Here is a 24,445-nt window from a genome sequence, read left to right on the forward strand (position 1 = left end):
GCGGAGATTCATTCCGTCACCTTCGCTTCAGCTGCCCGGCGCGTTTCACGGCCCGGATCCGATCCGGCCGCTGGGCCCGGGGGCGGCCCGTCGGCGGCCTCCGCCTGCCGGATGACGTTCAGGAATGCCAGCTCCAGGTCTTCGCTGCGGCCCCGCGCGCTGAGCTCGGCGGCGGTGAGGGATGCGAGGAGCCGGCCCTGCCGCAGGAGCAGGAGGGACGCGCAGTGGCTGGCCTCTTCCATGACATGGCTGGAGATCAGCAGGGTGCTCCCTGACCTGGCCATGGCCCCGAAGCGATCCCAGAGATCTGCCCGGAGGACGGGGTCCAGGCCCACGGTGGGCTCATCGAGGATGAGCAGCTTCGGGCGGGCCACGAGGGCGCAGGCCAGCGACACGCGGCTCACTTCGCCTCCGGACAGGTCCGCCGTCCTGGTGCGCGCCTGCCCTTCCAGCCCGACGGCGGCAATCACCTCGGCGGCATCGCGCCTGTCGGTGCCGTGCATGGCGCCGAAATAGCGAACGTTGGCTTCGACGCTGAGGTCAGGGTAGACGCTGGCCGACTGGGTGACGTAGCCGACTTCCTGCCGGAGGGACGGATGGCCGGCGGGCCTGCCGAGCACGGTCACCGAGCCGGAGGTTATGCGCTGGACTCCCACAATGGTGCGCATCAGGGTGGTCTTGCCGCTGCCGGAGGGGCCCAACAATCCGGTGATCCGCCCCAGGGGGATGGCGAAGTCGACGTCCTGCAGAATGTTCTTTCCGGCCTTCACGACGCGCAGGCCGTTCACCTGCACCGCTGCTTCCCCGAGGGGGACGGCGCCCGCCGCTGAATGGGACATGGTTTCCTCTGCCGAAAAGGGCAATGCCGATAAGGGCAATGCGATTCAATTCATCAACTGATGAATTGAATCTAGACCCCTGGAAAGGTTCGGTCAACGGAAAAATAACCGGATGCGGACTCTTGTTTTCGGCCCGGAAATCACATAGGTTCTACCTAGCCGTGCCGCAAGGGCGCGTGCGGCCCGCGGAGAACCCGGGGCCGCAAATGCCTTCAAGGGCAACACAAAAGTAGCTCACTGCCGGAGATCTGGCGGCGTTGGGGGCCGCAGAGCCACGCCATGACGGGATGACCAGCCGGAGACGGCCAGGGGCTTCCAGCTGTGATGGCGTGGCTCTTCCGTGTCCGGGCTGACGGTAGATTAGTACCTAGACGCTTTTGCTCAGTTCTGCCCGGTTTTACTGGGTTTTCCCGGCACCTCCCAGAAACGGATACTCCTCCAGTGGTCCTTCGACTCTCCAAGCTGTTCCTGCGCACCCTGCGTGAAGACCCCTCCGACGCCGAAGTGGCCAGCCACCGGCTCCTCGTCCGTGCCGGCTACATCCGCCGCGCCGCGCCGGGCATCTACACCTGGCTGCCGCTCGGGCTGAGCGTGCTGCGCAAGGTCGAGCGGGTGGTCCGCGAGGAAATGACGGCCATCGGCGCCCAGGAAGTCCACTTCCCGGCACTGCTGCCCAAGGAGCCCTACGAGGCCACCAACCGGTGGACCGAGTACGGCGATGGGATCTTCCGACTCAAGGACCGCAAGGGCAACGACTACCTGCTCGCCCCGACGCACGAGGAAATGTTCACCCTGCTGGTCAAGGACCTGTATTCCTCGTACAAGGACCTGCCGCTGAGCATCTACCAGATCCAGAACAAGTACCGCGACGAGGCACGCCCCCGGGCAGGCCTGCTGCGCGGCCGCGAATTCATCATGAAGGACTCCTACTCCTTCGACGTCGACGACGCCGGCCTGGACGCCAGCTACGCCGCGCACCGCGGCGCGTACCTGAAGATCTTCGAGCGCCTCGGCCTCGAGGTTATTCCGGTTGCCGCCACGGCCGGCGCCATGGGCGGCTCCAAGAGCGAGGAATTCCTGCACCCCACCGAGATCGGCGAGGACACCTTCGTGCGTTCCGCGGGAGGCTATGCGGCCAACGTCGAGGCCGTCACCACCGTGGTCCCCGCGGACATCGACTTCAGCGACGCCCCCGCCGCGGAAGTCCGGGACACCCCGGACACCCCGACGATCGACACCCTGGTCGACGCCGCCAACCTCCTCGTTCCCCGTGCCGAGTCCGACGGCGGCGCCTGGACTGCCGCCGACACCCTCAAGAACGTCGTGCTCGCCGTGACGCTGCCGACCGGCGAACGCCAGATCGTCGTCATCGGGCTGCCGGGCGACCGCGGCGTCGATCTCAAGCGGGTGGAAGCGAACATCAGTTCCTTCCTGCCGATCGCCGGCGAGATCACGCTGGAGGCCGCCAACGACGAAGACCTCAAGAAGCAGCCGCTCATCGTCAAGGGCTACCTCGGCCCGGGCCTGTCCCTGGACGCGCCACTGCTGGGCACCGAGGGCGCCGCGAAGGTGCTCTACCTCGTGGATCCCCGCGTCGTCAGCGGCTCCGCCTGGGTCACCGGCGCCAACGAGGCCGGCCAGCACGTGTTCGGCCTGGTCGCGGGCCGCGACTTCGGCTGGGACGGCGTGATCGAATGCACCGACGTGCGTGCCGGCGACGAGGCCCCCGACGGGTCCGGACCGCTGGAAACGGCGCGCGGCATCGAAATGGGCCACATCTTCCAGCTCGGCCGCAAGTACGCCGAGGCCCTCGGTCTGTTGGTCCTGGACCAGAACGGCAAGCAGGTCGTCGTCACCATGGGCTCCTACGGCGTCGGGGTCACCCGTGCCGTCGCCGCCCTGGCCGAATCCAACCATGACGACAAGGGCCTGGTCTGGCCGCGCGCCGTCGCACCGGCCGATGTCCACGTGGTGGCTGTCGGCCGCGGCGAAGAAATCTTTGCCGCCGCGGAAAAGCTGTCCCTCGAGCTCGAAGCCGCCGGCCTGGACGTCATCTATGACGACCGCCCCAAGGTGTCCCCGGGCGTGAAGTTCGGCGACGCCGAACTCGTCGGCGTGCCCACCATCCTCGCCGTAGGGCGCGGACTCGTGGACGGGGTCGTGGAGATCAAGGACCGCCGCAGCGGCAATGCCGAAAATATCGCCGTTGAGAAGGCCGTTGACTACGTAGTCAACGCCGTCCGCAACAGCTAACGGCACGCACGGGTGGTCTCGGGACTGGAGTCGATCGAACTCAGTACCCTCATCCTGATCGTGGTGGCCGGCTTCGCCGCAGGCTGGGTCGACGCCGTCGTGGGCGGCGGCGGACTGATCCAGCTCCCGGCGATGCTGCTGGTGCCGGGCATCAGCCCGGTGCAGGCGCTGGCCACCAACAAGATGGGATCAATCTTCGGCACCACCACCAGTGCCGCGACCTATTACGGCCGGGTCCGGCCGGACCTGCGCACCGCCTTGCCCATGGCGGTGATCGCGCTGGCCGGCAGCTTCGGCGGGGCGGTGCTCGCCGCCACCCTGCCGGCCAGCGTGTTCAAGCCGATCATCGTTGCCGCGCTCGTCGCCGTCGCGCTGTTCACGGCGTTCCGGCCGAGCGTGGGGGAGCTGACCAAGCTGCGGCATGACGGGCACCGGCACTACGTGGTGGCCTGCCTGATCGGCGGCGTGATCGGCTTCTACGACGGCCTGATCGGCCCGGGCACGGGCTCGTTCCTGATAATTGCGCTTGTCTCCGCGATGGGCTATGCCTTCCTGGAAGCGAGCGCCAAGGCCAAGATCGTGAACATGGCCACCAACGCCGGCGCCCTGCTGTTCTTCCTGCCCCACGGTGCCGTGCTGTGGGGCCTCGGGCTGGTGCTCGGCGCGGCGAACATGGCCGGCGGCTACCTGGGCGCGCGGACGGCGGTCAAACAGGGCAGCCGCTTCATCCGCGTCGTGTTCCTGATTGTGGTGGCGGCGCTGATCCTCAAGCTCGGTTCCGATATCTGGCAGGACTCTTTCGCATAGCACCCGCTCCCGCCGGCCGGTTACCGGGGGGCACCTTCCCGGATGGACCGCGGAGACTCCCCGTACAGTACCCCCCCGAACCGGGGCCGTCGGCGTAGCATGCTGCTATGTCAGCACCTGAAGAACGCTACAGCGATGCCCTGGAGGCTGCGGCACGGCACGCACGTTCCTGGCTTGCGAGCCAGGAAACACGGCACGTAGGCCCGCGAGCCACCGCGGCGGACCTGGCCGCCGACTTCGGCGGTCCGCTGCCCCGGGAAGGAATGCCGGCCGCGGAGGTCGTGGACTACCTGGCCAGAAAGGCCGAACCCGGCCTGATGGCGATGCCCTCCGGACGGTTCTTCGGCTGGGTCATCGGCGGCACCCTGCCGGCCGCGCTGGCCGCGGACTGGCTGGTCAGCGCCTGGGACCAGAACGCCGGATTGCGTTTCGCCACTCCCGCGACGGCCGCCATCGAAGAAGCCGCCGGCAAGTGGCTGCTCGAGCTGCTGGGGCTTCCGGAAGAGTCCGACGTCGGCTTCGCCACCGGTGCCACGATGGCGAACTTCACCGGCCTGGCCGCGGCACGGTGGCGCCTGATGGCCGACGCCAGCTGGGACCTCGACGGCGATGGCCTCACCGGGGCGCCCCGGATCCACTGTTTCGTGGGCCAGGAACGGCACGACACTATCAACCTCGGCCTGCGGTACCTGGGGCTGGGGCGGCCCACGGTGATCCCCGCGGACCGGCAGGCCGCATCAACCCCTCGGAACTCGACTGCGCCCTGGACGGCGCCCTTGCCAATGCGTCAGTCGGTGCCAACGGATCAGGCCCGGCCCCGCTGCTGGTCTGCCTGCAGGCCGGAAACCTGCATTCCGGAGCCTTCGATCCGTTCCTGGAGGCGGTCGCCGTCGCAAAAGCCCATGGGGCCTGGGTGCACGTGGACGGGGCGTTCGGACTCTGGGCCGCCGCCGTGCCGGAACTGTCCGCCCTGACGGCCGGGCTGCAGGGGGCCGATTCCTGGGGCACCGACGCGCACAAGACCCTCAACGTCCCGTACGACTGCGGGATCGCGATCGTGCGCGACGCCCGGGCACTGCGATCGGCGATGGGCCTGCACACCAGCTACCTGATCCAGGACGCGGACGGCGCGGCGGACCCGTTCGAGACGGTTCCGGAGCTGTCCCGCCGTGCCCGCGGCGTGCCGGTGTGGGCGGCGCTTAAATCCCTGGGCCGGGACGGCGTCGCCGGCCAGGTCCGCGAGCTCGTGCGTCGCGCCTCGCAGCTGGCGGAGCAATTGTCCGCGCTCGATGGCGTCGAGGTGCTTAACGACGTGGACTACACGCAGGTCTCGCTGGCCTTCGGCGACGACGCCGTGACCCGCGCGGTGACCGAAAGGATCATCAGTGACGGCCGGGTCTGGATGTCCGGCTCGCGCTGGCAGGACCGGGACATCCTGCGGATTTCCGTCAGCAACTGGAGCACGGACGACGCCGACGTGAAGGTCGCCGTCGACGCTGTCCGGGACGCCCTGGCCGCGGTCCGTGGGCGCCACGCTTAGCCTGCCGCTTCCCCCGGAGCCGGCAGTTCGTGCGGTGAGGGCAGCTCCGGCAAGGTGCGTCCGGCGAGGGTGCTGGCAACCCAGAGCGAGCGGGCCAGGTCTCCGTGGTGGCCGGGTTTCGAGGCGTACCAGAGGGCGTTGTCCACTTCCCGGGCCAGGCTCCACTGGCGGGCGGTTTCGGCGTCGAGGCCGGCGGCGGCGCTGAAGTCCCGGCAGCGCTCCAGCAGTCCCCGCTCCGGATCCGCCCGTGACAGCTCGGGAATCCGGTTCCACAACAGCGGAGCCACCGCGAATTCCGCCTCGCCGATCATGGGCTGCGGATCGATCGCGGCGTAGCTTTCCGCGTCGGCAACTTCCGAACCGTCCGCATCCTCCGGCCCGCCGGGCCGTACCGGACGGGCCAGGATGTTCAGGTAGTGCAAATCGGTATGGACCAGCACATCGGTCCCCGAGCGGCGGCCGACGGCTCCGCGGGTCTGGCACACCTCGAGTGCCGCCTCCAGCAGCCAGCGTGGGAACGGGCGGCCCAGTTGCTCCCAGCTCTCGGGCAGCTCATCGCTCCATTGCTCGGCCCGGGCCGCAATATGGTCGAATTCCTGCCACTCCGGCCGGCCGGCTGGCGTCAGGTCGGGCACCAGGCTGAGCCGGCGCACCACGGCTCCCCAGACGGCCACAGCCGAGTCCAACGGAAGGTCCTGCAGGGAGCGGGCAGCGTCCAGGCGCTCAAGCAGCAGCGCGCCGGCGTCGGAGTCGGCCGCCAGCAGCCGGACGGCGCCGTCCCCGCCCCACAAGGTGAGCGCGTGCCGTTCCACGAGCGCCTCGTCGTGCGGATAGGCGATTTTCAGGACGGCAGCTTCCCGCATCCCGCTGTCGGCGCCCATACGCCGGACCGGCACCACGATGGCCCCATGTCCGGTCCACGGCAGCCAACCCGGCGCAAGGTCCAGCACCAGGTGCCACTGGTCCAGGCAGCGGTTGACCAGCCGGGGGAGCGACGCCAGCCAGTCGCGGCCGTGGACCGTGCCGCTGTACCGGCGGCTGAGATCGGGCGGGATAGGGACATCTGCGGGCTGGCTCATCGGGTCCAGCGTAGTGGCTGAGGAGCGGAAGCACCGCCGGCAGGGGACGGGGAACCTAGACGACGCCGCTGGCGCCGAGCAGGTTGCCGATGATGAAGGTGGCTGCCAGGGCCAGCGCGCCGCCCATCACCACGCGGACCGCCGCCCTCAGTTTCGAGCCGCCGCCGATCCAGGCGCCCAGCGCTCCCGTGATCGCCAAGGCCACGAGGACGGCACCGAAGGTCAACTGGACACGGATGTTCTCCGGCGGCAGCAGTATGGCCAGCATCGGCAGGATGGCACCGATCAGGAACGCGACGAACGAGGCGAAGGCGGCGTGCCAGGGGCTGACGATATCGGTCTCGTCGATGTTAAGCTCCGCCGAAAGGTGAGCGGCCAGGGCGTCGTGCTTGGTGAGTTCGAGGGCCACCGTGCGGGCAGTCTCTGCGCTGAGTCCTTTGGCCTGGTAGATGGCAGCAAGTTCTTCCAGTTCCTCTTCGGGCTCGTCCAGCAGCTCCCGGCGTTCCTTCGCGATCAAGGCCCGCTGGCTGTCCTTCTGGCTGCTGACGGAGACGTATTCGCCCAGGGCCATGGAGATGGCGCCGCCTACCACGCCGGCGGTGCCGGCGACCAGGATGGGTCCGGAGTCCGTGGTGACGCCGGCGACGCCGACTACGATAGCGGCGACCGAGACGATTCCGTCATTGGCGCCCAGCACACCGGCACGAAGCCAATTGAGGCGGTGGGCGAGGTCGTTGTGATGGGGCTCGTTCTCATGCAGTGTGGGTGCGCGGCTGTCCATGATTACAGCAAAGCACCAGTGCCACGGGCTGGCCAGTATTACGACCCTAAGCAAGTCAAGCCAAGGCTCGGTCCGACGCCAGCTTCGCGTGCACTTTCGCCCTCCGGCGGGCCGGGCGGGGGCACTTTGACACGGACTCGCCGCGTTCTAGCCAGTCATCGCCCGTTTGGGGGCTCAAAGTAGCCCCGGACGGTGCGGTCACCCTGCCTGCGAGCGACCGGGGCTGGACGACGGAGGAAGTGTCGGCAACGGCGGGAAGGCGTCCGGGTCTGCCGCCAGGCCGGGCACGGGCCCGGGCTCTGCGCCCCACAGCACGGCCCGGCGGGCGGCGCCCACGAGAGCGGAGAGGGCCCATTGCCTGGTTTCTCCCTCGCTCAGGGCCACCAGATCGGCGTAGACCGGCAGTGCGGCGGTTTCAAGTCCGGCGAGTCCGGCGGCGGGCGAGGCCAGGAAGGACGGCGCCAAGGCATAGCCGGCCTCCCGCGGTGGAGGGGAGACACAGTGGCCGCGGCTTAGGGATTCCGCGCCGCTGACAAGCGCTTCGTGGCGGGCCAGCTGTTCAGCCGCCGATTTCGCCGCGTCGCCGCCCAGCCTGGTCAGGGCAAGCTGATAGCCGTAGATGCTTTGGAGTTCTGTCCGCACTGCCGCTTCAAGCGCCGCCTCAATCGTCGGGCCACCGTCCCCGGCGCTCGTGCCGGCCGGGGAGGCCGATGCCGATGGGCCGGGGCAGGCTCCGGACAATTGTGGCGGCGCCGGGTCCGCCTGCAGGGGTGCCGGGGCGCCGGAGGCCGCCGCGAGCGAGGACGCCTGAAGAAGCTGCGCGGTCCCGACGGCGGCCAGTAGCCGGGCCATACCGCCGTCGGCCACGGCAGCGTCACCGATCCGCTCGGAGCCGCTGCCGGCGAGGGCGGCGGCCAGCCCGGCGGCTGTGTCCGGCAGGGGAGGTGCCGGGGAGGACGGGTCACCGGTTGCGGACGGGTTTGACTGCAAGGACGGGTTTGACTGCACGGATGGGGTAATCAGCGCAGACTGGGGGGCCAGAAGCGCCCGGGCCTGGCTTGTCAGCAACGTCACAGTCTGCGAAAGGGAGGACTGGCCGGCGCCCGATGCGGAGTTGCCGAGCTGCTCTCCGGCTGCCCGGAGCCGCAGGGTTTCGGACAGTGCCGCAGCCCGCGCCCGCTCAGAAAACGGCGGTTCCCCGGGCGCTTTGGGGCTCCGGGGAATCAAAGCCACGCCGAGGCTGACCACCACCACGGCGATACACGCCAAGAGGGCGAAGCGGGGCAGGAACCGCGGAGTGAGCCCGCGCCAACGCTTTTCCCTGGTGTCGTCTTTCACAACAGACCATGTTGTCATGCCGGCTGGGAACTCCGTGCACCATGGTGCCTGGAAAATCGCTAGGCTAGTACACACAACATCATCTAGCGGGAGGCGGCCGGCATCATGACCAACGCAGAAGCCACGACTTCAACAGACCGGACCGGGACGGGGAAGGCTGAAGCCGCACCCGCTCAGAATTTGGAGGCCGAGCGCCTTCGCGCCCTCCTGGAACCCGCAGTCCTGGCAAACCGCCTGTACCTTGAGGACGTTTCCATCCACGTCGCCGGCGCCAACCGGGTGGTCCACGTAGTGGTGGACCTGCCCCAGGAAGAGACAGGCGGCGTCACCCTCGATGTCATCGCCGAGATTTCCAAGACCCTCTCGGACATCCTGGACAACGATCCCAGCACGGACGCCCGCCCGTACGAGCTCGAGGTCTCATCGCCCGGCGTCGGGCGTCCCCTCGCCGAGGAGCGGCACTGGCACCGCGCCCGCGGGCGGATGGTCACGGTCAAAGTCCTGCAGGGCGAAAACGTCACCGGCAGGATCCAGTCCGTCGATGACGGCGGCGTCACCCTGGTCCCGGAAATCGCCGTCAAGAAGGGCATGAAGCCCAAGCAGGGCGAGCCGGTCAAGATTCCTTTCGACAGGATCCGCAGCGGAAAAGTCGAGATAGAGTTCAGCCACCTCGAAGAGGCCGGGCTGGAAGACGCAAACAATGGACCTTCTGAGGAGGCCTAATGGATATTGACATGAGCGCACTGAGACTCCTGGAGCGTGAGCGTGAAATCCCGCTGGATCTCCTGATCCCGACCATCGAGCAGGCCCTGCTGGTGGCCTATCACAAGACTCCGGGGGCCTTCGAGAAGGCACGCGCCGAGCTGGACCGCAAGAGCGGCCACGTGACCATCTGGGCCACCGAGATCGACGACGACGGCGCCCCGATCGGCGAGTTCGAGGACACCCCCGCGGGCTTTGGCCGCATTGCTGCAAGCACCGCACGGCAGATCATCCTGCAGCGTCTGCGCGATGCTGAGGATGACAACGTCCTCGGCCAGTTCAAGGGCCGCGAAGGCGAACTCGTGGCCGGAACCATCCAGCAGGGCAACAACCCGCACATGATCCAGGTCAACCTCGGCACCGTGGAGGCGCTGCTCCCGCCGCCCGAGCAGGTTCCGGGGGAGAAATACATCCACGGCAACCGGCTCCGCGCCTTCGTGATCGATGTGCACCGGGGCACCAAGGGCCCCTCCATCACGCTGTCCCGCTCGCACCCCGGGCTCGTCCGGAAGCTCTTCGAACTGGAAGTTCCGGAGATCGCGGACCGTTCCGTGGAGATCGTCGCCCTGGCCCGCGAAGCCGGTCACCGCACCAAGATTGCCGTCAAGGCGAAAACCCCGGGGATCAATGCCAAGGGCGCCTGCATCGGTGAAATGGGTTCCCGCGTCCGGGCTGTCATGACCGAGCTGAACGACGAGAAGATCGACATCGTCGACTACAGCGATGACCCGGCAAGTTTCATCGCCAGCGCGCTGTCGCCGTCAAGGGTGAATTCCGTCACGATCATGGACGAAGCGACCCGGTCCGCCCGCGTCGTCGTCCCTGACTACCAGCTCTCCCTCGCCATCGGCAAGGAAGGCCAGAACGCGCGGCTCGCCGCCAAGCTCACCGGCTGGCGGATCGACATCGTCTCCGACGCCGTCGTCAACCGCGACAAATAGGCCGCACTTCCGGTCCGCCCGTCAGCGTCGGCGTCCGCTCAAGTTCGGGGTCCGGGCGCTGGAGGGGCTAGAATGGTCATGACCGCGCCTATGGGCCGGTGTCCGCGTGCCCTCAGCGCATCCGGGTTTTCGCTTGGCAAAGTCGTAGTTCCCAGACACTTCGCCGGGCGGGCTCCGGAATCCACGGGCAGGCAGACAGGTACTGGCAGGAAGATACTCGGACGTGGCACAAGTGCAACACCTCGAGAATCAGCCGCAGCGCACCTGCATCGGATGCCGACAAAAAGGCTCGCGGTCTGAGTTACTCCGGCTCGTCTCCGGCGGCAGCGGTTCATCCGCCGTCGTAGTGGATGAACGACGCCGGATGGCTGGCCGGGGTGCATGGCTGCACCCCAGCGAAAAGTGCCTGGCACTGGCGGTCAAACGTCGAGCGTTCGGACGCGCCCTCAACGGCGTAACCGGTACAGCCGACGTCGAGCGCCGGATCATGGCAGGCACGAAAGCCGCGGGCACTCCGGTGGCCGCAGCAACAACCGTCCAACCTGAAAGCGGGTCAGAAAACTGATGGAAACCCGATGAGTTCCCAGCGATGAGTGCGCAACGATGACAACTTTGTTGCGCTCTGCAATGGGCCTTTCAGCTGCACTCGCGGCGGAGGCCCGCATTAAGAAGTAGACGGTTCGTGCCTGGCTCGGTGCGGACCGAGACAGGAGAAATGTGGCCAAGGTCCGCGTACATGAGCTTGCAAAAGAGCTCGGTATTACTTCCAAAGATGCAGTAACCAAACTGCAGGAACTGGGCGAATTCGTTCGCTCTGCCTCTTCCACCATTGAGGCCCCCGTTGTGCGGAAACTCCGCAACGCATTCCCCGACGCGGCAGCTTCGAAGTCAGAAGCGCCCGCGTCCGCCCCCCAGGCACCCGCCAGCCCCTCGGCAACCCGTCCGGCGCCTGCGCCGGCCCCGGCTGCGCCCGGTGCCCCGGCGCAGGCAGCAGCAAGCAAGTCCGAAGCCCCGGCTCCGGCAGCAGCTGCCCCGGCACCCGCCGCACAGGCAGCACCCGCCGCTGCGCCGGCTGCGGCCAGCGCCGCACCGGCGGCTCCCGCTGCCCAGGCTCCGGCCGCTCCCTCGACGGCTCCGTCGACGGGCATCAAGCCCGGCGCGCGGCCTGCCCCGAAGGCTGAAGCTCCGGCTGCTCCGGCTGCTCCGGCACGCCAGGGCGGCTCGGCACCCCGTCCGGGCGGCCCCCGTCCCGGCAACAACCCCTTCGCCACGTCCCAGGGCATGCCCCGGGGCCGCGGCGGGGACAACGAACGTCCCTCGCGTCCGGGGAACAACCCGTTCGCTCCTTCCCAGGGCATGCCGCGTCCGGGCGGAAGCCGCACCGAGGGCGAACGCCCCGGCGGCCCGCGTCCCGCAGCAGGCGCAGGGGGTCCCCGTCCGGGTGCTCCCCGCACCGGCGGCGCTCCGGGTGCACGCCCGGGTGCTCCGCGTCCGGCCGGCGCTCCCGGCGCTGGCCGTCCGGCAGGAGCCGGCGGAAACCGTCCGACCCCCGGCATGATGCCTAACCGCACCGAACGTCCCGCACCCGCTGGTGCAGGGCGTCCCGGCGGCGGAGCCCGTGGTCCGGGCCGTCCGGGTGGCGCTCCAGGTACCGGTGCTCCCGGTGCCGGTGGCGGCGCTCCGGCCGGCGGTGGCTTCGGCAAGGGTGGCCGCGGCCGCGGTGGCACCCAGGGTGCTTTCGGTAAGGGCGGCGCAGGCCGTGGCAAGCAGCGCAAGTCGAAGCGCGCCAAGCGCCAGGAACTCGAGCAGATGAGTGCTCCGTCGCTGGGCGGCGTGAGCGTACCCCGCGGCGACGGCAACACCGTAGTCCGGCTTCGCCGTGGCTCGTCCATCACGGACTTTGCCGACAAGATCGAGGCGAACCCCGCCGCGCTGGTGACCGTGCTCTTCCACCTCGGCGAAATGGCCACGGCCACGCAGTCGCTGGATGAAGAGACCTTCGCACTGCTCGGCGAGGAGCTTGGCTACAAGCTCCAGGTCGTGTCACCGGAGGACGAGGAGCGCGAGCTGCTCTCCGGCTTCGACATTGACTTCGAAGCCGAGCTGGAAGCCGAAGGCGATGAAGACCTCGAGGCACGTCCTCCGGTTGTCACCGTCATGGGTCACGTTGACCACGGTAAGACCCGGCTGCTGGATGCCATCCGCAAGTCCGACGTTATGGCGGGCGAGCACGGCGGCATCACGCAGCACATCGGTGCCTACCAGGTCAGCCACGAGCACGAAGGCATCGATCGCAAGATCACCTTCATCGATACTCCGGGCCACGAGGCGTTCACCGCCATGCGTGCCCGTGGTGCGAAGGTCACCGACATCGCCATCCTGGTGGTCGCAGCGGACGACGGCGTGATGCCGCAGACCGTTGAGGCCCTCAACCACGCACAGGCGGCCAACGTGCCGATCGTCGTGGCTGTGAACAAGATCGACAAGGAAGGCGCCAACCCGGAGAAGGTCCGCGGCCAGCTGACCGAGTACGGACTGGTTCCGGAAGAGTACGGTGGCGACACCATGTTCGTCGAGGTCTCTGCCCGCCAGAACCTCAACATCGACGAGCTGCTCGAGGCTGTCCTGCTCACCGCAGACGCTGCCCTCGACATGCGCGCCAACCCGAACAAGGATGCCCGCGGTATCGCGATTGAAGCCAACCTGGACAAGGGCCGCGGTTCCGTTGCCACCGTCCTGGTTCAGTCCGGCACCCTGCACGTCGGCGACACCATCGTGGCAGGCACGGCCCACGGCCGAGTCCGTGCGATGTTCGACGACGACGGCAGCGTCCTGACCGAGGCCGGCCCGTCCCGCCCCGTGCAGGTCCTGGGTCTGTCCAACGTCCCGCGCGCCGGTGACACCTTCTTCGTGACCGCTGACGAGCGCACCGCCCGCCAGATCGCCGAGAAGCGTGAAACCGCCGACCGCAACGCCGCCCTGGCCAAGCGCCGCAAGCGCATCAGCCTGGAAGACTTCGACCAGGCTGTCGCCGAAGGCAAGATCGACACCCTCAACCTCATCCTCAAGGGTGATGTGTCCGGTGCCGTGGAAGCCCTCGAGGACGCGCTGCTCAAGATCGACGTCGGCGAAGGCGTCCAGCTGCGCATCATCCACCGCGGTGTGGGTGCGATCACGCAGAACGACGTCAACCTGGCAACGGTCGACAGCGCCGTCATCATCGGCTTCAACGTCAAGCCCGCCGAGCGTGTTGCCGAACTGGCAGACCGCGAAGGCGTGGACATGCGCTTCTACTCCGTCATCTACGCAGCAATCGATGACATCGAGATGGCCCTCAAGGGCATGCTCAAGCCCGAGTACGAAGAGGTCCAGCTTGGCACCGCCGAGGTCCGCGAGGTGTTCCGTTCCTCCAAGTTCGGCAACATTGCAGGCTCGATCGTTCGCTCGGGTGTTATCCGACGCAACGTCAAGGCCCGCATCACCCGCGACGGCAAGATCATCGGTGACAACCTCGCCGTTGAGACGCTCAAGCGCTTCAAGGACGACGCCACCGAGGTCCGCACGGACTTCGAGTGTGGTATCGGTCTTGGCTCGTTCAACGACATCAACGAAGGTGACATCATCGAGACCTTCGAGATGCGCGAAAAGCCGCGCGTCTAAGGCGGTTTAGCGTTACAGGTGCGGGGCCGTTGGATTTTTCCGGCGGCCCCGCCCCTACGCTGGGCGGCATGGGATCTGCGATCCCTTGCCGCCCAGCTCCGGCAGGCCCGATGCCACTCCCAGGCCGCCGGAATAAATCCAACGGGAGTCCGTCGTAGACTCGCCTTAGGCGCGTGGCAAAAAACCCAACGTGTGTACGCCAGTTGTTAACGCGCCGTCGTACATCCAAATTTTTAGGAGTGGAAATGGCTGATCCCGCACGGGCTGCCAAATTGGCGCAGCGGATTAAGGTTGTTGTTGCCGAGGCCCTGGGCCGTAGGGTCAAGGATCCGCGGCTTGAGGGCATTACCGTCACGGATGCGCGCGTGACCAACGATCTGCAGCACGCCACGATCTACTACACGGTGTTTGGTGACGAGCTGGTCCAGGCCGAGGCTGCCAAGGGGCTGGAGAAGGCCAAGGGTGTGCTCCGGCAGGAAGTCGGACGGAACATCACTGTCCGGCTGACCCCCACCCTGGAGTTCGTGGCGGACCAGATTCCGGTCAACGCCTCCAACCTGGAGGAACTGCTCCGGGCCGCCAAGAAGCGCGACGCCGAAGTGGCCGCGCTGGCCGCGAGCGCGACCCACGCCGGCGACGCCGATCCCTACAAGAGCGATACTCCCGAGGACGTGGAGCTCGACGAGGACGACTTCGACGAAGAGGACATCGACCTCAGGCCGGACAGCGATCTGGACGAGGACAGCAACACGTAGTCCCGAACACCGCACCTTCCTAAACAGCGCAGTGTTCTAACACCACAATGAAATGGCCGGACCCGGCGAGGGTCCGGCCATTGCTGTGTCCGGATCAGTCGTCCGAGTCGCGGGAATCCCGGCCCAGCTTCAAGGTTGCGACCTGCCCGTTCGGGGGCGCGGGGTCGGACGGCAGCGCATTCACGGTGGCGTAGAGCGTTGAACCACGAAGATCGACGTCGGCCGTCGAGCCCGCGGCCAGCACCACGCTGGTCTTGCCGGTGTGTCCGTCCAGCTTGAGGACTCCGTCGCCGAACAAGGACGCAAGGTACACATCGCCGTTCTCGTCCACGGCAATCCCAGTGGGGGACATGATCCCTTCAGCCAGCAACTTAACGTGCCCGTGCTCCGGATCGACTGTGAAGACGGCCCCGCGGGCTCCGGCGGCGGGGCTCTCCGGCCCGCCCGGCAGGGTTGACACGTAGAGCCGGCCGTCCGGGCCGGCCGCGACATCCGTCGGCACCGGCTCGAAGGCGTAGGACCGGCCCACCACACAGGGCGGCAGGTGCAGCTCTGCCGCAACAGCGGCCGAGATCCGGGACGGACGTGGCGGCAGTACCGCGACGGTTTCCGTCTTTCCGGACCGAAGATCTACCGACACCACGGTGTTCGCCCCGGCATCGGCGGCGTAGACGGTGCCATCGGAGACTGCGATCCCATAGGGATGGGAGTCCACCTCGCCGGTATAGGAGGCGGGAAGCTCCGGCGGGAGCTGCGAAACACAGTCTGCGGGAAGATCGCGGAAGCCGTAGTGGGCACCGCCGTCGGCGTTGTCCTTCTTTTCCAGTGCCGCGAAGTCACCGATGGTGCGCTGGCCGCCGTCGTCCTCAATGATCCGCACGTGGGCGGCGAGATCCCGATGGTCCTCGGGTCCGGCCCCCTGGCTCTCAAGGACGTAGGTGGCGGAACCATGGTGGGTGTTCCCGGCGACATCCCACTCGGTGTTTTCGTAGAGTACCTTTTTCGTGCCGTCAGCGGCGATCCGGGTCAGCCTGCTGGCGAACTCCTCGCTGACCGTCACTGAGCCGTTGCGGCCGGCGCTGACATGAAGTGGTCCCACGAGGCCATCAGTCAGCCGGACGGCGGTGTTCCCTGCGGGGCCGCCCGCGGGGTTGCCTGCGGCGTTCCCTGCGGAGGTCCGTTCCGGCGCTTCAGCAGCCGCAGGACCTGCAGCGATGAAGAGAACCGCTGTGGCGGCCGCAGCCAGCAAAGAGAATTGTTTTCTCATGGTGAGCTCCAAGGCGAGTGATGAACAATCCACAGCTTTGAGACCATTTCGACCACCCAATGAGGCCGGGCAGGCGGCCGGAAAACGCAGCTGCCCTATGGGCGGATTTTATTCGGTAGCGCCGGCAAAGTCGACGTCCCGAAGGTCATCCTCCGCGGCCGAAGGCAGGCCACTGGCTATGATCGGAACATGGATACGCCCCGCACAGCAGCCGAGACCGGCGAGTACCTGAACCAGGCAATCCGCCTCGCTGTCCGCAATGTGGCCGACGGCGGCGGGCCCTTCGGAGCAGTCGTGGTCACCGCGGACGGCCGGGCCTATGACGGCGTCAACCGGGTGACCCGGGACAATGACCCGACGGCCCACGCCGAAGTCGTGGCCATCCGCAGTGCCGCCTCCGCGACTGCCAGCTTCGACCTCAGCGGCGCCGTACTGTACGCCAGTTGCGAGCCGTGCCCGCTCTGCCTCGCTGCGGCCTTGTGGGCCCGGGTGGGTCAGGTGTACTTCGCGGCCGACCGGAATGCTGCTGCCGCCGCCGGCTTCGACGATGCCCTCTTCTATGAGTACTTCGAGGGGGCACGCCCGGAACTGATGCCGGTGCGCCAAGCTGCCGTTCAGGCGTCGGACCTGCCTTTCCAGGCCTGGCGCGACAACCCGGACCGCACCGAATACTAAGCTAAGCGCGTGTCCTTGAGAAGGGCGCCGGCGCCGCCGGAGGGACTTTTGACTCTAGGCCGGGTCTCCGCAGTGGCGTCACATGGAACCATGACGGCGGGTACACGGGAAAACAGCGGCGGGCCGTGGTCTCGGGCCTGATCAAGTGTCCCCGTTGCGGGAAAACCAACCGGATTCCGACGGCGGCGTCCGGACACCCGCGTTGCGGCCACTGCCGAACGGACCTTCCATGGATCGTAGAGGCCAGCGACCCGGACTTCGGAGTGATTGCCGAACAGTCCTCGACACCGGCCCTGATCGACTTCTGGGCGGCGTGGTGCGGGCCGTGCAGGATGGTCAGCCCCGTCCTGGACAAACTGGCCCAGGAACGGGCCGGGCGGGTCAAGCTCGTCAAGGTCGACGTCGACAAGTCGCCCCTGCTGTCGCGCCGCTTCGACGTCCAGGCCATTCCCACCATGCTCGTGATCCGGGACGGAAAAGTCGTGGCCCGGCAGACGGGGGCTCCGACGGCGGCTGCCCTCCGCAGCTGGCTTGACGGGGCGCTTTGACGGGGCACTTTGACGGGGCACTTTGACGGGGCACTGTCCTGGAAACCCACTTGAGCGTCCGCTCTTGACGCCTCACGAGGACACGCCTCCCGACGTGCCTCCCGAAAACGTGACGGCGATTCCTTCCGCGGCGATTCCTTCAGCGTTGATTCCTTCAGCGTTGATTCCTTCAGCGGCGCCTGCCCCGGGCCCCGCGGGCACCCAGGCCGCCCAGCAGGGGCGAACCCATACCTAGCAGGAACCCGAAGTCGTACCAGTTTCCGGCGCGGGCGGTGTTGTAGAAGGGGAACTCGCCCCACTGCCCAAAAACATGGACGATCAACACAATCCACGCCGTCAGCCCGTTCCAGATGCCCCAAAGCAAGTCCTGCCACCACATGCCTTACCTCCCCGACGGAACCATGTAACCCGGCTGCCCTGCGTCCTGGGTTCAGGCTAAGGGCGACGACGCCGGGGCGGTAGGGTCTATGGGCCCTTCAGCCGGCCCTGCCGGGTCGGGCGGCGGTTGAGGCCTGCCGGGCCGCGCTTCAGCCCCTCCGGTCTTCAGCCCTGCCGGGCCGGGAGCCGGCTGAGGCCTTCCACGAGTTCGTCCAGGCTGCTGCAGAGCGCAATCCGGATCCAGCCCTCGCCGATCGGGCCGAAGGCAGTGCCGGGGGCGAAGGACACCCCGGAGCCGGCCAGGAAACGCCGGACCCAGGAGCGGACGTCGCCGCCGCTGACGTGGGACACATCCGCCCAAAGGTAGAAGGCCCCCTGAGCCTTGAGGAACGGGATCCCCTTGGACTCCAAGACGGCCGAGGCGGCGTCCCGGTTGGCCCGGTAGTGGGCGTGGGCATGGCTGACGTAGTCCTGCGGGCCCGTGAGCGCGGCGAGCGCCGCGTACTGCGATGGCGAGGCGACACAGGAGACAATCGACTCCATCACGTTGTTCATCTTCTGCTCCAGACCGGGCGGGCAGATCAGCGCCCCGATCCGCAGCCCCGTCAGACCGTAGGTCTTGGACAGTGTCAGCGAGGTGAACACGCGGGCTTCGCCCGGGACGTCGCTGTCGAAGCGGGCAGCGCTCACATGCGGGACGTCGTAAGTGAACGTCTCGTAGCATTCGTCGGAGATGATCCACAGATCGTGGCGCCGGGCCAGTTCTACCAGGCTGCGCGTGAGCTCCTCGCCCAGGACAGCCCCCAACGGGTTGGACGGCGAATTCAGGATCAGGACCCTCGTCCGTGTCGTGATGAGCTCCTCGATGTCCTCGATCCGCGGCTGGAACTCGTGCTCCGGATACAGCGGGTAGCGCACGGGGACTCCATGAAGCAGGCTGCTCGTCATCGCGAACGTGGGATAACCCGGGTTGGGAATGAGGATTTCGTCGCCGGGGGAGAGCAGCAGGCTCATGGCGAAGTGGAGTCCCTGCTGGGCGCCGGCGACGACATGGACGCGGTCCGCTCCGACCGGCGTCGCGTTGTGTTCCCGGAACCGCGCCGCAAAAGCCTCCCGCAGTGCGGGGATGCCGGCGTTGGGCGTGTAATTGGTTTCGTCACGGTCCAGGCAGGCCATGCCGGCCTCGAGGATGTGGCGGGGGAGGGCGAAGCCCGGCTCGCCGATGCTCAGGACGATGGCGCCGGGAGTGCCCCAGGCAGCTTCGGTGATCTCGCGGATCTGGTTGATAGGGACGTCGCGGACGTGGGCGGCAAGCTCTGGCATGTCTGCCATCCTAACCGCCTGCGGGTTCCCGGAACGGCTGTGGGCGGGGTGCCCGGCCGGGGCTGGCCGTCTGGGGCGGGCCCCGCGCGCAGATATACTGGGAAGCGTGCTTTCTGGACTGGTGATAGTGGACAAGCCGCAAGGCTGGACCAGCCACGATGTGGTTGGACGGATGCGGCGGCTCGCCGGTACCCGAAAGGTGGGCCACGCCGGCACCCTGGACCCGATGGCCACCGGCGTCCTGGTGATCGGCATCAACAAAGCCACCCGGCTGCTGACCTACATCGTGGGCACCTCCAAGACCTATACGGCGACCATCCGGCTGGGCGAATCAACCGTGACAGACGACGCCGAGGGTGAGGTCACTGCCACGCACAGTGCCGCCTCGGTCACCGAAGAGGCCGTCCTGGCCGGCGTTGCCGCCTTGACTGGCGAGATCGAGCAGGTTCCCAGCAGCGTCAGCGCCATCAAGGTGAACGGCGAACGCGCCTACGCCCGGGTCCGTTCCGGCGAGGAGGTCAAACTGGCCGCCCGTCCGGTCACCATCCACCGCTTCGACATCCACGAGGTCCGCCCGGCGCGCGACGGCGAGGCGCTGGACGTGGACGTCACGGTTGAATGTTCCTCCGGCACCTACATCCGGGCCCTCGCCCGCGACCTGGGCAACGCGCTCGGCGTCGGCGGCCACCTCACGGCGCTGCGAAGGACCCAGGTGGGTCCGTACACGCTTGACCAGGCGCACACCCTCGAGCAGCTGGCTGAAGAACTGGACGTGCTGGAAATGTCCCGGGCCGCGCGGGCACTGATGCCGAACCGTGAACTCAGCGACGAGGAAACCACCGAGATTTCCTTCGGCCGGAGGATCGCCGCCGGAGCGGCCTCCGGTACCCCCGAAGCCGCGACGGCGGACAAGCCGGCCGCGGCCTTCGCCCCGGACGGCACCCTCGTGGCACTGCTGGCCGACGCGGGAAGTTACGCCAAGCCCGTGCTCGTCTTCGCCCCGGACAACGAGAAGCGCGCCGCCACGCAAGCGGCTCCGGAACAGCGGGGCCCAGGGCAGCAGACGGCAGCACGGCAGGCCCCATCCCAGCAGGCCGGGCAGTAGTGGACGCGTATTTTTACATTATCCTGGCGGTCGGGCTGATCTCCAGCGTCATCTGCCTCACCGCCGGCATCCTCAAGAAGGCTCCGAACGACACGACGATCCTGTCCGTGGCCGCCGTCGAGCTGTCCCTGCTGGTGTACCTGGTCGGCTCAATCGTCCGGGTCGCGGGTGGAGAGCGGATTGCGGGGGAGCCCTGGGAGTTCTGGGGCTACCTGCTGACTGCCCTGATGCTGCCCGTCGGCGCGGTGTACTGGTCCATCCTGGAGCGCACGCGCTGGAGCAACTTTGTCCTGGCGGCCGTCGGCGTCACAGCACTCGTGATGGCGGCACGTATGAACCAGATCTGGTACTGACTTGGAAGAGGCAAGAAACGTGACGGCAAAACCTTCGCACCAGGAAACCGGGGCGCACACCACTGCGACAGAATCCGCGACGGCGGCGTTGGACACCCGGAATACCGGTCCCGGCCGGCTGTTGATCGCCGTTTACGCGGTGTTTGCCCTTTCGGCGACTGCCCGGGCCGGCTACCAGATCCTCACGAAGTTCTCCGAGGCGCCGCTGGCCTACCTGCTGTCTGCCTTCGCCGCCGTCGTCTACGTCGTAGCCACGGTATCCCTCGCGAAGGCCGGCCGCACGTGGTTCAAGGTGTCCGTCTCGGCTGTGTTGGTGGAACTGATCGGAGTGCTGGTGGTCGGGGCGCTCAGCGTGTTCGACTCCGTGAACTTCCCGCACGAGACCGTCTGGTCCCTGTTCGGCCGCGGCTACGCCTTCATTCCGCTGGTGCTGCCCGTCCTGGGCCTTATCTGGCTGTACCGCCGTCGTCCGGCCCCGAAGCAGGCCTGACGCGTTTTAGTTGCTTAGCCGGGGTTGCCGCCGGGGTCCGGGACGCTTTATTCCGGGCCGCTTGGTTCCGCCGCCGGGTCCAGCTCCTGGAACAGCGTGATCTGCAGCCCGTCGGGCGCGGTGAGCCGGGAGTTCAAGGACCGCCACGGCGTTTCGCGCGGCTCCGCGATCAGGGTTCCCCCGGCGGCCACGAGATCCCGGGTGGCGGTTTGCGAGTCCTCGACTTCAAACGCGACCCGGAGCTTCGCACTCGGCTGGCCGTCGGCCTCGACCTGATCGATCATCCTGACCTGGGCCGGATTTGAGAGCTCCAGCGTGGCCCGGCCCGCTTCCAGGATGGTGATGCGGGCATCCCCTTCGCCTTGGATGACCTCGCGTTCGACCAGCCCGAGAACGTCCCGGTAGAACGTCACCGCGGCCTCGTAGTCTTCTGTCTCGACGACGAGGCGTAGCTGCCGGACAGGGGGTGGGATTCGCTCGATGCTGTTCATGCTCGAACTGTAGGACCTCACCGGCCGTCGGGGAATGGCTGCCGGTGAATTGTCAGTGCGCTTCGGTGCCTGTAGCCGACTCAGTCTCCATGCCGGTCTCCATCCCAGTCTCCAAGCCGGTCTCCATGCCCAGAAGCCGGCGGCGCAGTGCCGGCCAGGCTGCGGCAAAACCCGGGTGCAGTTCCTTGTCGCGGACCTGGTCTACCGGGACCCACTGGAGCTCCAGACTTTCGGGGTCGCTGATGGCTGGCTCAAACAGTTCAATAACCTGCACCGCGACGGTGGTGTAGCTCCAGTACCCGACGTCGAATACCGAGGTGAAGAGAACGCGGACGTGGCCGGGCGGGACGGCGGCTTCTTCCTGGGCCTCTCGCAACGCCCCGTGGATGGCCTCTTCCCCCTGATGCAGGGCGCCGCCGGGGAGTCCCCAGGTTCCGCCCTGGTCGCTCCACAGGGCGCGGTGCTGGAGCAGAACTCCCTTGGCGGCGTCGTGAACAAGGAGCCCGGCCGAGCCGAAGCGCCCCCAGAACTTGCCGCGGCCGCCGTCGACCCATGCGTCGCCCGGATCGCGGGGACCGAGCGGCCGGCGGGGTTCGCCGGACAGTGGCCCTGCGAACGGTTCCCCGGGTTGCGGGACGAAGGTGCTATCCATCCCTACAGCTTGCCATGGTCTGGGTCAGTGCCGGGCGTCGAGGGCCATGTTCGGTTGCCGGGTGCGGCGCCGGTTCCACAGACGGCGTCGGCTGCGGCGGCTAAATTGTCGTACCCCTTTGGCAGAGTTTAGCTATGGAAGCCATTGGAGAATTCATCCCGGAACAGGCCGCCCGGCCCTGGTCCGCGATTCCCACCGGCTCCCCCCGGCCGGCTGCCGCTGCCGGCGACTCGGACGCCACGGATTGTTCCCTGAAGGGGGCGCTTGCGCTGGTGCGAGATGCAACCACGACGGCGGTGGCAAACGCGGCGCTCTTTGGCGTGAGCGGCGCTTCGGACTTCTCCGGCCGTGTCGAGGAACTCTCCCGCATGGCAGAGTACTTGCAGATCGTTGCCGCCGCCGCAGTCGACCGGACCCGCCACGACGCGCTAACGGCATCTGTAGCCGCAGCGGCACGGAGCGGCTCAAGGACCGGAGCCCCTGCCGGCTGGTTGACCGGCTGGAACACCGCGGGGACCGCCGAGGCGGGCGCCCCCCAGGACGTTCCGCAAGGGACGGTCGCCGCATTGGCGACGGCCGCTGCGCCGGAATCCGTGGACGACGGGTACCGGGATACCACCGCGTTCTTGCGGGCGCGGCTGCGGATCAGCGCCTCGGAAGCCCGCCGTCGGCTGTCTCTGGCCAAGACCCTTCTGCCGCGTACCGGGATCGCGCGACAGTCCCTTCCTCCGGCGCAGGAAGAGCTTGCTGCGGCGGTGGCCTCAGGAAGTATCGCTTCACGCGCCGCGACCATCATCGCGCTTGCGTTGGACCGTGTCCGGTATGCCGCGCCGCCAGAGACTGCCGCCCGGATGGAACACGCCCTGATCATGACAGCTGTCGAGAGCGACCACGATTTCCTGACCCGGATCGCCAAAAGCTGGGTGGACGCCTTGGACCAGGACGGCGACGAACCCAGCGAAGAGGAACTGCGCCAGCGTCAGGGCGCCTTCATCCGGCGGACCAGCCGGGGGCTGCACCGTCTGGAAATCTTTGCCACGACAGACCAGTTCGAGCACCTTCTCACGGTCATGAACGTCGCCACGAACCCACGCATCGGTAGCGTCACCACAGTTGTTGAGCAGGTCGAGGCCGCGGCTGCCTCAGTCAACCCCGCTTCCCACGCCGGTACGGATGACGATGCACCAGAAGAAGCCGGTGCGGAACACTTGGACCTTCGTTCCAGACCGCAGCGCCTCCTGGACGGCCTCGTGGGTGCCTGCAAGGCCGCGCTCGCTACGGGAAACCTCCCTTCGGCGGGCGGACTGCGCCCTCAGGTAATGGTCACCATCGACTACCGGCATCTCCTTGACCAGCCTGAGGGCGCAGTCCCGGGCGCCGGGGCTTCCGGCTCGAACACAGGAGCGCATTCGAACACGGGAACGCTGATGTTTACCGGCCCGGTCACATCTTCGACCGTGCGCAGGATCGCCTGCGATGCAGACGTCATTCCGGTCCTGCTCGGCGGAGAAGGAAGGATCCTGGACATCGGCCGCGCCTCACGCGTCTTCCCGCCCCATATCCGGAAAGCCCTGACGGCGCGGGACCGGGGCTGTGCGTTTCCGCAATGCACCATCCCGGCGTCGTGGTGCGAGGCCCATCACATCAGTTACTGGTCGCGGGGTGGGAGCACGGGTACGGGCAACGGTGCCCTCTTGTGCTCCCATCACCACCACCTGATTCACAAGGAACAGTGGAATATCCAGATGCGAAGTGGCATTCCCTGGTTCGTCCCGCCTCCGCATGTGGATCCACGCCAGGTGCCGCGACGAAACCGCTACTCGACTGAGATTCGGCGGTGCCGGTTCCAAGGGGACGGCCCCAGGTGCGGGCCCGCAGGGGCAGCCTGTGGTGTTCAGCACGTCAGGATGTCCTGAAGGGAAGCGGTGTGTCCCTTTCGAACGGCACGGCACCCTGGGCAGGGGTCTGCGTGAACCATCCACCGTCCTGATTGCTGGCGTAGATCAGCATCCGGTTATTTCCGTCGAGCGGATCGCCGTCCGGATAGGACTGGCCGCAGGTTACGGGTGTTGAGGCGATGCGGAGTGGTCCGGGCGCTGGCTCGCCTTTGAGAACAGCCTCTACGTCCACCAGATGGATCCGCGCCCGGTAGCCGTAGATTCTGGTTTCCCCGTCCGTGCGGATGGGTTTCCCGACCACCACCAGGGTCGCGTCGTCGAACTGCTGCTGCGGTGACTCAAAGCGGATCCAATCGACACATGTGTCGGTGGCCGCGCCGGGAAAGAGGCCGCAGCCCGTCGTCAGGGTGGCGGCCAGTAGTGCCAGCACCGTCACCAATGGAGTCCGCATACTCCGAACCTAGCTGGCTGAGTGCCGGCGGTCTACAGGGGAAACGGGGCTGTCGGTCC

The 24,445-nt window shown here is 67.5% G+C and carries 23 protein-coding genes and 1 pseudogene; 14 read left to right on the top strand and 10 right to left on the bottom strand.

What is annotated here, in order from left to right; translation table 11 throughout:
* Positions 1–8: 8 nt before the first annotated feature.
* Positions 9–839 carry an ABC transporter ATP-binding protein gene (locus tag ACQCSU_RS18720; protein WP_426976731.1) on the bottom strand — a complete coding sequence of 277 codons (831 nt, stop codon included), beginning with the start codon at positions 837–839 and terminating at the stop codon, positions 9–11.
* Between the two features lie 441 nt (positions 840–1,280).
* Here ACQCSU_RS18720 and ACQCSU_RS18725 point away from each other — a divergent pair, with 441 nt between their 5' ends.
* The 3 genes and pseudogenes from ACQCSU_RS18725 (at position 1,281) to ACQCSU_RS18735 (ending at position 5,439) form a co-directional block, all read left to right on the top strand.
* On the top strand, positions 1,281–3,092 hold the full coding sequence (locus ACQCSU_RS18725) for a proline--tRNA ligase (protein WP_426976732.1): 1,812 nt from the start codon (positions 1,281–1,283) through the stop codon (positions 3,090–3,092).
* A gap of 12 nt (positions 3,093–3,104) precedes the next feature.
* Positions 3,105–3,899 carry a sulfite exporter TauE/SafE family protein gene (locus ACQCSU_RS18730; protein WP_426976733.1) on the top strand — a complete coding sequence of 265 codons (795 nt, stop codon included), beginning with the start codon at positions 3,105–3,107 and terminating at the stop codon, positions 3,897–3,899.
* A gap of 107 nt (positions 3,900–4,006) precedes the next feature.
* Positions 4,007–5,439 (top strand): annotated as a pseudogene (locus ACQCSU_RS18735) (pyridoxal phosphate-dependent decarboxylase family protein).
* On the opposite strand, the gene ACQCSU_RS18740 reads toward ACQCSU_RS18735, so the two are convergent.
* The 3 genes from ACQCSU_RS18740 to ACQCSU_RS18750 form a co-directional block, all read right to left on the bottom strand.
* Positions 5,436–6,518 (bottom strand): aminoglycoside phosphotransferase family protein, encoded by a 1,083-nt coding sequence (locus tag ACQCSU_RS18740; RefSeq protein WP_426976735.1) that lies wholly within the window; start codon positions 6,516–6,518, stop codon positions 5,436–5,438. The pseudogene ACQCSU_RS18735 and the gene ACQCSU_RS18740 overlap by 4 nt on opposite strands.
* 55 nt (positions 6,519–6,573) lie before the next feature.
* Positions 6,574–7,299, bottom strand: a complete 726-nt coding sequence (locus tag ACQCSU_RS18745; RefSeq protein ID WP_426976737.1) for a VIT1/CCC1 transporter family protein — start codon at positions 7,297–7,299, stop codon at positions 6,574–6,576.
* A gap of 198 nt (positions 7,300–7,497) precedes the next feature.
* On the bottom strand, positions 7,498–8,637 hold the full coding sequence (locus tag ACQCSU_RS18750) for a ferritin-like domain-containing protein (RefSeq protein WP_426976739.1): 1,140 nt from the start codon (positions 8,635–8,637) through the stop codon (positions 7,498–7,500).
* A 105-nt stretch (positions 8,638–8,742) separates the two neighbouring features.
* Here ACQCSU_RS18750 and rimP point away from each other — a divergent pair, with 105 nt between their 5' ends.
* The 5 genes from rimP to rbfA all read left to right on the top strand — a co-directional run bounded on the left by rimP (position 8,743) and on the right by rbfA (position 14,755).
* Entirely contained in the window at positions 8,743–9,360 is a 618-nt protein-coding gene (gene rimP, locus ACQCSU_RS18755) for a ribosome maturation factor RimP (protein WP_426976740.1), read from the top strand.
* Complete coding sequence (gene nusA / locus ACQCSU_RS18760) at positions 9,360–10,340, top strand: transcription termination factor NusA (protein ID WP_426976742.1); 981 nt, start codon at positions 9,360–9,362, stop codon at positions 10,338–10,340. Before rimP ends, nusA begins: the two co-directional genes overlap by 1 nt.
* A gap of 232 nt (positions 10,341–10,572) precedes the next feature.
* Complete coding sequence (locus ACQCSU_RS18765; protein ID WP_426979853.1) at positions 10,573–10,905, top strand: YlxR family protein; 333 nt, start codon at positions 10,573–10,575, stop codon at positions 10,903–10,905.
* A gap of 152 nt (positions 10,906–11,057) precedes the next feature.
* Complete coding sequence (gene infB, locus ACQCSU_RS18770) at positions 11,058–14,000, top strand: translation initiation factor IF-2 (protein ID WP_426976744.1); 2,943 nt, start codon at positions 11,058–11,060, stop codon at positions 13,998–14,000.
* A 245-nt stretch (positions 14,001–14,245) separates the two neighbouring features.
* Positions 14,246–14,755: a 30S ribosome-binding factor RbfA gene (gene rbfA, locus ACQCSU_RS18775; RefSeq protein WP_426976746.1), complete on the top strand. Its 510-nt coding sequence runs from the start codon at positions 14,246–14,248 to the stop codon at positions 14,753–14,755.
* 94 nt (positions 14,756–14,849) lie between these two features.
* On the opposite strand, the gene ACQCSU_RS18780 is transcribed toward rbfA, so the two are convergent.
* On the bottom strand, positions 14,850–16,022 hold the full coding sequence (locus ACQCSU_RS18780) for a ScyD/ScyE family protein (protein ID WP_426976748.1): 1,173 nt from the start codon (positions 16,020–16,022) through the stop codon (positions 14,850–14,852).
* Positions 16,023–16,211: 189 nt separating this feature from the next.
* Between ACQCSU_RS18780 and ACQCSU_RS18785 the strand changes: the two genes are divergently transcribed.
* Positions 16,212–16,697 (top strand): nucleoside deaminase, encoded by a 486-nt coding sequence (locus tag ACQCSU_RS18785; RefSeq protein WP_426976750.1) that lies wholly within the window; start codon positions 16,212–16,214, stop codon positions 16,695–16,697.
* Between the two features lie 125 nt (positions 16,698–16,822).
* The gene (gene trxA, locus ACQCSU_RS18790) at positions 16,823–17,245 is read left to right on the top strand and encodes a thioredoxin (RefSeq protein WP_426976752.1); all 423 of its coding nucleotides are present in this window, start codon (positions 16,823–16,825) and stop codon (positions 17,243–17,245) included.
* Positions 17,246–17,414: 169 nt separating this feature from the next.
* Here the strand turns inward: trxA and ACQCSU_RS18795 are convergent, their stop codons facing one another.
* Positions 17,415–17,624 carry a hypothetical protein gene (locus tag ACQCSU_RS18795; protein WP_426976754.1) on the bottom strand — a complete coding sequence of 70 codons (210 nt, stop codon included), beginning with the start codon at positions 17,622–17,624 and terminating at the stop codon, positions 17,415–17,417.
* A 164-nt stretch (positions 17,625–17,788) separates the two neighbouring features.
* A complete protein-coding gene (locus tag ACQCSU_RS18800) occupies positions 17,789–18,946 on the bottom strand; it encodes a pyridoxal phosphate-dependent aminotransferase (RefSeq protein WP_426976755.1) in 1,158 nt (385 codons plus the stop codon).
* Positions 18,947–19,052: 106 nt separating this feature from the next.
* Here ACQCSU_RS18800 and truB point away from each other — a divergent pair, with 106 nt between their 5' ends.
* The 3 genes from truB to ACQCSU_RS18815 all read left to right on the top strand — a co-directional run bounded on the left by truB (position 19,053) and on the right by ACQCSU_RS18815 (position 20,894).
* Entirely contained in the window at positions 19,053–20,051 is a 999-nt protein-coding gene (gene truB, locus ACQCSU_RS18805; RefSeq protein ID WP_426976757.1) for a tRNA pseudouridine(55) synthase TruB, read from the top strand.
* Complete coding sequence (locus ACQCSU_RS18810; protein ID WP_426976758.1) at positions 20,051–20,404, top strand: hypothetical protein; 354 nt, start codon at positions 20,051–20,053, stop codon at positions 20,402–20,404. The genes truB and ACQCSU_RS18810 overlap by 1 nt, the downstream gene beginning before the upstream one ends.
* Positions 20,405–20,492: 88 nt before the next feature.
* Positions 20,493–20,894 carry a hypothetical protein gene (locus ACQCSU_RS18815; RefSeq protein ID WP_354244852.1) on the top strand — a complete coding sequence of 134 codons (402 nt, stop codon included), beginning with the start codon at positions 20,493–20,495 and terminating at the stop codon, positions 20,892–20,894.
* Between the two features lie 47 nt (positions 20,895–20,941).
* Here ACQCSU_RS18815 and ACQCSU_RS18820 read toward each other — a convergent pair whose 3' ends face one another.
* Both ACQCSU_RS18820 and ACQCSU_RS18825 read right to left on the bottom strand, forming a co-directional pair.
* Complete coding sequence (locus ACQCSU_RS18820) at positions 20,942–21,385, bottom strand: VOC family protein (protein WP_426976760.1); 444 nt, start codon at positions 21,383–21,385, stop codon at positions 20,942–20,944.
* Positions 21,386–21,437: 52 nt separating this feature from the next.
* Entirely contained in the window at positions 21,438–22,037 is a 600-nt protein-coding gene (locus tag ACQCSU_RS18825) for an NUDIX domain-containing protein (protein WP_426976762.1), read from the bottom strand.
* A gap of 134 nt (positions 22,038–22,171) precedes the next feature.
* Between ACQCSU_RS18825 and ACQCSU_RS18830 the strand changes: the two genes are divergently transcribed.
* Positions 22,172–23,953: a DUF222 domain-containing protein gene (locus ACQCSU_RS18830; protein WP_426976764.1), complete on the top strand. Its 1,782-nt coding sequence runs from the start codon at positions 22,172–22,174 to the stop codon at positions 23,951–23,953.
* Here ACQCSU_RS18830 and ACQCSU_RS18835 read toward each other — a convergent pair.
* The gene (locus tag ACQCSU_RS18835; protein WP_426976765.1) at positions 23,940–24,386 is read right to left on the bottom strand and encodes a hypothetical protein; all 447 of its coding nucleotides are present in this window, start codon (positions 24,384–24,386) and stop codon (positions 23,940–23,942) included. The two genes, ACQCSU_RS18830 and ACQCSU_RS18835, sit on opposite strands and share 14 nt — an antisense overlap.
* Positions 24,387–24,445: the final 59 nt, after the last annotated feature.

Origin of the sequence: Pseudarthrobacter sp. O4, from assembly GCF_050157025.1 — a bacterium.
Lineage (GTDB): Bacteria > Actinomycetota > Actinomycetes > Actinomycetales > Micrococcaceae > Arthrobacter.

Bases quoted from the DNA above. Each gene is read 5' to 3' on its own strand.
- rimP (WP_426976740.1), top strand. From the start codon at position 8,743: ATGACCAACGCAGAAGCCACGACTTCAACAGACCGGACCGGGACGGGG.
- ACQCSU_RS18740 (WP_426976735.1), bottom strand. From the start codon at position 6,518: ATGAGCCAGCCCGCAGATGTCCCTATCCCGCCCGATCTCAGCCGCCGG.
- ACQCSU_RS18795 (WP_426976754.1), bottom strand. From the start codon at position 17,624: ATGTGGTGGCAGGACTTGCTTTGGGGCATCTGGAACGGGCTGACGGCG.
- nusA (WP_426976742.1), top strand. From the start codon at position 9,360: ATGGATATTGACATGAGCGCACTGAGACTCCTGGAGCGTGAGCGTGAA.
- ACQCSU_RS18820 (WP_426976760.1), bottom strand. From the start codon at position 21,385: ATGAACAGCATCGAGCGAATCCCACCCCCTGTCCGGCAGCTACGCCTC.
- ACQCSU_RS18780 (WP_426976748.1), bottom strand. From the start codon at position 16,022: ATGAGAAAACAATTCTCTTTGCTGGCTGCGGCCGCCACAGCGGTTCTC.
- rbfA (WP_426976746.1), top strand. From the start codon at position 14,246: ATGGCTGATCCCGCACGGGCTGCCAAATTGGCGCAGCGGATTAAGGTT.
- ACQCSU_RS18745 (WP_426976737.1), bottom strand. From the start codon at position 7,299: ATGGACAGCCGCGCACCCACACTGCATGAGAACGAGCCCCATCACAAC.
- ACQCSU_RS18785 (WP_426976750.1), top strand. From the start codon at position 16,212: ATGGATACGCCCCGCACAGCAGCCGAGACCGGCGAGTACCTGAACCAG.
- ACQCSU_RS18800 (WP_426976755.1), bottom strand. From the start codon at position 18,946: ATGCCAGAGCTTGCCGCCCACGTCCGCGACGTCCCTATCAACCAGATC.
- ACQCSU_RS18720 (WP_426976731.1), bottom strand. From the start codon at position 839: ATGTCCCATTCAGCGGCGGGCGCCGTCCCCCTCGGGGAAGCAGCGGTG.
- ACQCSU_RS18825 (WP_426976762.1), bottom strand. From the start codon at position 22,037: ATGGATAGCACCTTCGTCCCGCAACCCGGGGAACCGTTCGCAGGGCCA.
- ACQCSU_RS18830 (WP_426976764.1), top strand. From the start codon at position 22,172: ATGGAAGCCATTGGAGAATTCATCCCGGAACAGGCCGCCCGGCCCTGG.
- ACQCSU_RS18835 (WP_426976765.1), bottom strand. From the start codon at position 24,386: ATGCGGACTCCATTGGTGACGGTGCTGGCACTACTGGCCGCCACCCTG.